The sequence below is a fragment of the Halomonas llamarensis genome (assembly GCF_023555005.1).
Lineage (GTDB): Bacteria > Pseudomonadota > Gammaproteobacteria > Pseudomonadales > Halomonadaceae > Vreelandella > Vreelandella llamarensis.
The window spans coordinates 1-379 of the sequence record NZ_JAMJPJ010000116.1; the positions used below are offsets into that span (position 1 = coordinate 1).

The following is a 379-nucleotide window of genomic DNA, read 5'->3' on the forward strand; positions in this document are numbered from 1 at the left end:
AGCAGAGTGAGTCGGCCCCTAAGGCGAGGCCGAAAGGCGTAGTCGATGGGAAACGGGTCAATATTCCCGTACCGGACATGATTGCGATGGGGGGACGGAGAAGGCTAGGTGAGCCAGGCGTTGGTAGTCCTGGTGAAAGCCGGTAGGCTGAGATCTCAGGTAAATCCGGGATTTTAAGGCCGAGAGGCGAAACGAACTGACCACGGTCAGGAAGTCACTGATGCCACGCTTCCAGGAAAAGCCTCTAAGCTTCAGATCATGTGCGACCGTACCCCAAACCGACACAGGTGGTCAGGGTGAGAATCCCCAGGCGCTTGAGAGAACTCGGGTGAAGGAACTAGGCAAAATGGTGCCGTAACTTCGGGAGAAGGCACGCCGC

The 379-nt window shown here is 57.0% G+C and carries 1 rRNA gene; it reads left to right on the forward strand.

From position 1 onward, the window contains the following. Window positions 1-379: ribosomal RNA gene (locus tag M8006_RS17840) — 23S ribosomal RNA — on the forward strand; the annotation flags it as partial.